The organism is Nocardia sp. NPDC060220 (genome assembly GCF_042727815.1).
Lineage (GTDB): Bacteria > Actinomycetota > Actinomycetes > Mycobacteriales > Mycobacteriaceae > Nocardia.
The window spans coordinates 1-6864 of sequence record NZ_JBHWZY010000346.1 but is presented as its reverse complement, the minus strand read 5'-3'; the positions used below and the strand labels follow the sequence as shown (position 1 = coordinate 6864).

Annotated in this window: 7 protein-coding genes; all 7 read right to left on the bottom strand. The window is 65.7% G+C overall.

Annotation, left to right across the window (positions count from 1 at the left end):
* Positions 1 to 62: 62 nt before the first annotated feature.
* Positions 63 to 1343 (bottom strand): UDP-N-acetylglucosamine 1-carboxyvinyltransferase, encoded by a 1281-nt coding sequence (murA, locus tag ACFWF3_RS18890; protein ID WP_056819138.1) that lies wholly within the window; start codon positions 1341 to 1343, stop codon positions 63 to 65.
* A 91-nt stretch (positions 1344 to 1434) separates the two neighbouring features.
* A complete protein-coding gene (locus ACFWF3_RS18885) occupies positions 1435 to 2013 on the bottom strand; it encodes a cob(I)yrinic acid a,c-diamide adenosyltransferase (RefSeq protein ID WP_379314656.1) in 579 nt (192 codons plus the stop codon).
* Positions 2010 to 2438, bottom strand: a complete 429-nt coding sequence (locus tag ACFWF3_RS18880) for a DUF2550 domain-containing protein (protein WP_378639396.1) — start codon at positions 2436 to 2438, stop codon at positions 2010 to 2012. Before ACFWF3_RS18880 ends, ACFWF3_RS18885 begins: the two co-directional genes overlap by 4 nt.
* 186 nt (positions 2439 to 2624) lie before the next feature.
* The gene (locus ACFWF3_RS18875) at positions 2625 to 3002 is read right to left on the bottom strand and encodes a F0F1 ATP synthase subunit epsilon (protein ID WP_378963587.1); all 378 of its coding nucleotides are present in this window, start codon (positions 3000 to 3002) and stop codon (positions 2625 to 2627) included.
* 6 nt (positions 3003 to 3008) lie between these two features.
* Positions 3009 to 4457, bottom strand: coding sequence for a F0F1 ATP synthase subunit beta (gene atpD, locus ACFWF3_RS18870; protein ID WP_056817894.1), 1449 nt, complete (start codon positions 4455 to 4457; stop codon positions 3009 to 3011).
* A gap of 25 nt (positions 4458 to 4482) precedes the next feature.
* A complete protein-coding gene (locus ACFWF3_RS18865) occupies positions 4483 to 5454 on the bottom strand; it encodes a F0F1 ATP synthase subunit gamma (protein WP_379314655.1) in 972 nt (323 codons plus the stop codon).
* 58 nt (positions 5455 to 5512) lie between these two features.
* Positions 5513 to 6864: F0F1 ATP synthase subunit alpha (gene atpA / locus ACFWF3_RS18860; RefSeq protein WP_379314654.1), on the bottom strand; the 1352-nt coding region annotated here is incomplete at its 5' end.

Sequence of the window (6864 nt, the reverse complement as noted above, 5' to 3'; positions counted from 1 at the left end):
GCTCTGACTCGAATAAAGTTACGTGCCGACAAACACGAAGTCAAATCGGCTGGTCAGGGGCCCTATTTCGGTGCATCTACCCGTTCGACCTGTCCGCCGAGCGCCTGCATCTGCTCGACGAATCGGGGGTAGCCGCGGTCGATGTGATAGACGTCGTGCACTTCGGTAACGCCGTCAGCGACGAGGCCGGCGAGCACCAGGCCCGCACCCGCGCGGATGTCGGAAGACCAGACCGGCGCACTCGACAACCGCGGGATTCCACGGACCACCGCATGGTGACCGTCGGTCCGGGCGTCGGAGCCGAGCCGGATCATCTCCTCCACGAAACGGAACCGCGCCTCGAAGACGTTCTCGGTGATCATCGAGGTGCCGTCGGCGATAGCGGCCAGGCCGATGGCCATCGGCTGCAGGTCGGTCGGGAAACCGGGGAACGGCAGCGTCGCGAAGTTCACCGCACGCGGCCGCTCGGCCTGCACGACCCGGAAACCGTTGGGCTCGTAGGAGATTCGCGCGCCGGCCGAACGCAGCTTGTCCAGCACCAGCGCCAGGTGCTTGGGGTTGACGCCGGTGACCCGGACATCGCCGGTGGTCATCGCGGCGGCGATCCCCCAGGTAGCGGCGACGATACGGTCGCCGATCACCCGATGTGTGGTGGGCGAGAGGCTCTTGACGCCCTGCACGGTGAGCACGGAGGAACCGGCACCGTCGATCTGCGCACCCATCTGTACGAGCATGGTGCACAGGTCGACGATGTCGGGCTCGCGCGCCGCATTGTCGATGACCGTCTCCCCCTCGGCCAGGACCGCGGCCATCAGGATGTTCTCGGTCGCGCCCACCGACGGGAAGTCGAGGCGGATCCGCGCGCCCTGCAACTGTTCGGCCGACGCCACGACGCAACCGTGCTCGATCGCACTGGTCGCACCGAGCAGGCGTAGGCCCGCCTGGTGCATGTCAAGGGGTCGCGAACCGATCGCATCGCCACCGGGCAGCGCCACCACGGCGCGTTTGCAGCGCGCCATCAGCGGACCGAGCACACACACCGAGGCGCGGAACTGGGTCACCGCGGGGAAGTCCGCGTGGTACTTGGGCTCGGCGGGGGTATCGATCGTCACCACCGAGTTGTCGCCGCCGACATCGTCGGAGATCGTCACATCGCAGCCGAGGCCGCGCAGCACCTCCGCCATCAAGGGGACATCGAGGATGTCCGGGCAGTTGGTGATGGTGGTCGTGCCCTCGGCCAGCAACGAGGCAGCCATCAGCTTCAGCACGCTGTTCTTCGCGCCGCCGACCGCGACCTCGCCGACGAGTCGATTGCCGCCGGAGACCAGAAACCGTTCGCTCACCACGCCAGCTTATCGACCGCCACGCGACGACACGCCCCCCTGCCACGAAAGAACAAGAAACCGACCGATTCTCCGCGTCGGAGAGTCGCTTTCAGCGTGGTAGCCCGCCGCCGGGCTGCCACAACACGTCACCGGAAGGATTGGTGGCGCGGCTGAGGATGAACAGCAGGTCCGAGAGTCGATTCAGATATTTCGCGGGCAGCACACTGGTGTCGTCAGGGTGCGTTTCGACAGCGGACCACGCGGATCGCTCGGCGCGCCGCACCACAGTGCGGGCTGTGTGCAACAACGCAGCCAACGGCGTGCCGCCGGGCAGAATGAACGAATTCAGCGGTGCCAGACCGTCGTTGAACTCGTCGCACCACTTCTCGAGCCGGTCGATATAGGGCTGGGTGATGCGCAGCGGCGGATACTTCGGTTCGGCGACAACCGGGGTGGACAGATCGGCGCCCGCGTCGAACAGATCGTTCTGGATCTGGCGCAGCACCGTCAGCACAGGGGGTTCGGGCGCACCGAGAGCGACGGCGACACCGAGTGCGGCATTGGCCTCGTCGCAGTCGGCGTAGGCGATCAGCCGGGGATCGTTCTTGGCGACACGGGAGAAATCGCTGAGACCGGTCGTCCCGTCGTCGCCCGTGCGGGTATAGATCCGGGTCAAATGCACGCTCACGACGGGCCTCCACGAGTGCGGCGGGCGCGATCGGACGGTCGCGACTCCACCCAGGACAGAAAAGCCGCCATCGAACCGCGGTCGAGCGCGAGCTCGAATTTGCTGTGCGGATCGGTGACGGCTACCACCACGATGTCATCGCTCATGATGTCGAATTCGTCGCCCTGCGGCGCTCGGCGCTCGACGATCTCGAGGCCCTGCCGATGCACCGTGGAGTCGGGTCCGAATTTCAGGCTGGTCAATTTGAAGAAGACGAGGCGATCCTCGTCGTAGCGAATGAGCCCGTGCCGCCAGCCTTGGCCGCCGCGCGCGGGCAGTGAACGTAGGAGCGCGGCCGTGCCCCCGCGGCGCAACATCACCAGGCGATAGGTCGACGCACCGGCTACGAACACGAGCGTCAGCACCAGAATGATCAGGAGAACCATCCCGGTTTGCAATGCCGTACGCCCTTTCGCTCTAGCCGGTGTCAAAGACACCCCCGCCCAGACATTCAATCACGCCCACTACGCGGTGCTCCGGCCGGATCGTCTATCCCCACGAAAAGGCGGTGCAAACAACTCTGCCGGCGAGGAACCGAAGTTCCTCGCCGGCAGAGAGTCGTACTACTGCGATCAGTCGGTCACGGTCGCTTCGACCGCACGCACCTGGCCCTGGGCCGCGCGCAGCTCCACCTCGGTGGCGCTCGCATCGGCCAGCACCTTGCGTGCCGCGTCGACGTCGACCTCACCCGCGAGATCCGCGGACTCGGCCAGCACCCGCACGGTGTCGGCGGTGACCGAGAAGAAGCCGCCGTGCACCGCGGCGACGATCCGCTCGCCGTCGGTCGACACGATGGAGACCGTGCCGCCCTCGACGAGCTGACCGAGCAGCGGCTCGTGGCCTGCCATGATGCCGATCTGACCCTCGGTGGTCTGCGCGCTGACGAACGAAGCCTGGCCGGACCAGATCTTGCGCTCGACAGCTACGAGATCAACTGTCATCTCCGCCATAGTGGACTACTTCCCGAGGATCTTCTTCGCGGCTGCCTCGACGTCGTCGAGACCACCGCAGGAGTTGAACGCCTGCTCCGGGTAGTGGTCGAACTCGCCCTTGCAGACACGGTCGAAGTCGTCGATGGTCTGCTCCAGCGGAACGACCGAGCCGACCTGGCCGGTGAACTTCTCGGCGACGATGAAGTTCTGACCGAGGAACTTCTCCAGGCGACGGGCGCGACCGACGAGGACCTTGTCCTCTTCGGAGAGCTCGTCCATGCCGAGGATGGCGATGATGTCCTGCAGTTCCTTGTACTTCTGCAGGATCCGCTTGACCTCGTTGGCAACCCGGAAGTGGCGCTCGCCGACGATCGAAGCCTCGAGGATACGAGAGGTCGAGGTCAGCGGGTCGACGGCCGGGTAGATGCCCTTCTGCGAGATCGGGCGCGAAAGCTCGGTCGTCGCATCCAGGTGGGCGAAGGTGGTCGCCGGCGCCGGGTCGGTGTAGTCGTCGGCGGGGACGTAGATCGCCTGCAGCGAGGTGATCGAGCGACCCTTGGTCGAGGTGATGCGCTCCTGGAGCTGACCCATCTCGTCCGCCAGCGTCGGCTGGTAACCCACGGCCGAAGGCATGCGACCCAGCAGGGTCGAGACCTCGGAACCGGCCTGGGTGAAACGGAAGATGTTGTCGATGAAGAGCAGCACGTCCTGGTGCTGGACATCGCGGAAGTACTCCGCCATGGTCAGCGCCGACAGGGCCACGCGCATACGCGTGCCCGGCGGCTCGTCCATCTGGCCGAAGACGAGGGCGGTGTCCGGAAGGACGCCCATCTCTTCCATTTCCAGACGGAGGTCGGTGCCCTCACGAGTACGCTCACCGACGCCCGCGAACACCGAGGTGCCCGAGAACTCGCGAGCGATACGGGTGATCATCTCCTGGATCAGCACGGTCTTGCCGACACCGGCACCACCGAACAGACCGATCTTGCCGCCCTTGACGTACGGGGTCAGCAGGTCGATGACCTTGACGCCGGTCTCGAGGATCTCGGTCTTGCCCTCGAGCTGGTCGAAGCTCGGCGGCTGACGGTGGATGCCCCACTGCTCGCCGTCCCGGCCGAGGCCGGGGGTGTCGAGGCAGTCACCGAGGGCGTTGAACACGTGGCCCTTGACGATGTCGCCGACGGGCACCGAGATCGGCTTGCCGGTGTCGGTGACGGTCGCGCCACGGACCAGGCCGTCGGTCGGCTGCATCGAGATGGTGCGCACGATGTTGTCGCCGAGGTGCTGAGCGACCTCGAGGGTGAGGGTCTTGGCCACCGACGGGAGCTCGATGTCGGAGTTCAGAGCGTTGAACAGCTCGGGGATGGCGCCACGCGGGAACTCGACGTCCACGACGGGGCCGATGACACGGACGACGCGACCAGCGGTTTCGCCCGCCTTCTTCGCGTTGTCCTGAGTGACAGCTGCGGTCATTAGATTGGTTCTCTTCCTGCGCTTCTTAGTCGCGGTCCGAGCTCGACGCCAGCGCATTGACGCCGCCGACGATTTCGCTGATTTCCTGCGTGATCTGGGCCTGACGCACCGAGTTCGCCTCGCGCTGGAGCACATTGGCCAGCTCGTTGGCGTTATCGGTCGCCGCCTTCATTGCGGTGCGCCGAGCCGCGGACTCGGATGCCGCTGCCTCGAGCAACGATGCGTAGATACGCGTGTTGATGTACTTGGGCAGCAGAGCCCCGAGCAGCACATCGGCGTCCGGCTCGAACTCGTACTGCGCCGTGGCCACCGCGTTCGGCGAATCCGACATGATGTCGTCACCGAGCTCGTAGTTCTCGTCGACGTAGCTGACCTGGATCGGCGCCAGACGGCGCACCTCCGGGTTCTGGGTCAGCATCGAGACGAACTTGGTGTACACGATGTGCAGCTCGTCGACACCCTCGATGGTTCCGGTGCCGTCGAGCGAGGGGACCTCGCTGTCGGAGCCGGCCATGAAGGCCTCGACCAGGTGCTGGCACGCGGCCGAGGCATCGGTGTACTTGGGCTGCTGGGAGAAGCCGAACCACGACGCCTGGAACGGACGGTTGCGGAACTTGTAGTACGTGATGCCCTTGCTGCCCATCACGTACAGAACGGGTTCCTTGCCGTCGCCACGCAGCGTGGTCATGAGCTCTTCGGCACGCTTGAGCACGTTCGAGTTGTAGCCACCGCACATACCGCTGTCACTGGTGATCACCAGGACAGCGGCCCGACGAGCGTTGGGACGCTCGGTCAGCAGCGGGTGCGACAGGTTCTTCGAAGCGCTCGCCAGTTCGCCGAGGACCTTGGTGATCTCCTCGGCGTACGGCTTGGCAGCCGCAACCCTGGCCTGGGCCTTGGAAATTCGCGAGGTCGCGATCAGTTCCTGAGCCTTGGTGATCTTCTTGATCGAATTCACACCACGAATGCGGGAGCGCAATTCGCGCAAACTTGCCACTCGCGGTTCACACTCCCTTCATTCGCCAGATCGGAAATTGCCGACATCATGACCCGGCTTACTTGTCGACGTGCTTGCGGGTGACCGACAGCGACTCGACCTCTTCGTGGTCCAGCTCGCCCGCGGCAGCCTCGTTCACGATGCGATTGCCGTTCGAATCGAGGAAGCCCTGCTTGAACTTGTCGGTCTCGGCCTTGATCGCGTCGGCGGCCTCGCCGGCGAGCGGCTTCTTGCCACCCTCGAGCGCGTCGAACGAGCTCTGGGTCGCGCCGTGCAGGTACTCGAGCAGCTCGGCGGTGAAGCGACGCACGTCTTCGACGGGCACCGACTCGTAGTAACCGGCGTCGACCAGGAAGATCGAGACGACCTGATCCTCGACCGAGACCGGGGAGTACTGGTCCTGCTTGAGCAGCTCGACCCAGCGGGCGCCACGCTCGAGCTGCGCCAGCGACGCGGCGTCGAGGTCGGAGGCGAAGGCGGAGAACGCCTCCAGCTCGCGGTACTGCGCCATTTCCAGACGCAGCGAACCGGCGACCTTCTTCATGGCCTTGGTCTGGGCGGCGCCACCGACACGGGAGACCGAGGTACCGACGTTGATCGCCGGGCGGACGCCCTTGTTGAACAGGTCGGACTCGAGGAAGACCTGGCCGTCGGTGATGGAGATGACGTTGGTCGGGATGAACGCCGAGACGTCGTTGGCCTTGGTCTCGATGATCGGCAGACCGGTCATCGAGCCGGCGCCCATCTCGTCGGACAGCTTCGCGCAACGCTCCAGCAGACGGGAGTGCAGGTAGAAGACGTCACCGGGGTACGCCTCGCGGCCCGGCGGACGACGCAGCAGCAGCGAGATGGCGCGGTACGCCTCGGCCTGCTTGGTCAGGTCGTCGAACACGATGAGGACGTGCTTGCCCTGGTACATCCAGTGCTGGCCGATGGCCGAACCGGTGTACGGAGCCAGCCACTTGAAGCCGGCGGAATCGGAGGCCGGGGCAGCGACGATGGTGGTGTACTCCATCGCGCCGTGCTCCTCGAGCGCGGTCTTGACGCCCGCGATGGTGGAGCCCTTCTGGCCGATCGCGACGTAGATGCAGCGAACCTGCTTGTCGGCGTCGCCGGTCTCCCAGTTCGCCTTCTGGTTCAGGATCGCGTCGATCGCGACGGCGGTCTTGCCCGTCTTGCGGTCGCCGATGATCAGCTGACGCTGGCCGCGACCGATGGCGGTCAGCGCGTCGATCGCGGTGATGCCGGTGGCCAGCGGCTCCTCGACCGGCTGACGTTCCAGCACAGACGCGGCCTGCAGCTCCAGCACGCGGCGCTCGTCGGCCTCGATCTCGCCCAGGCCGTCGATCGGCTGGCCGAGCGGGTTGACGACGCGACCGAGGAACTTGTCACCCACGGGGACGGAGAGCA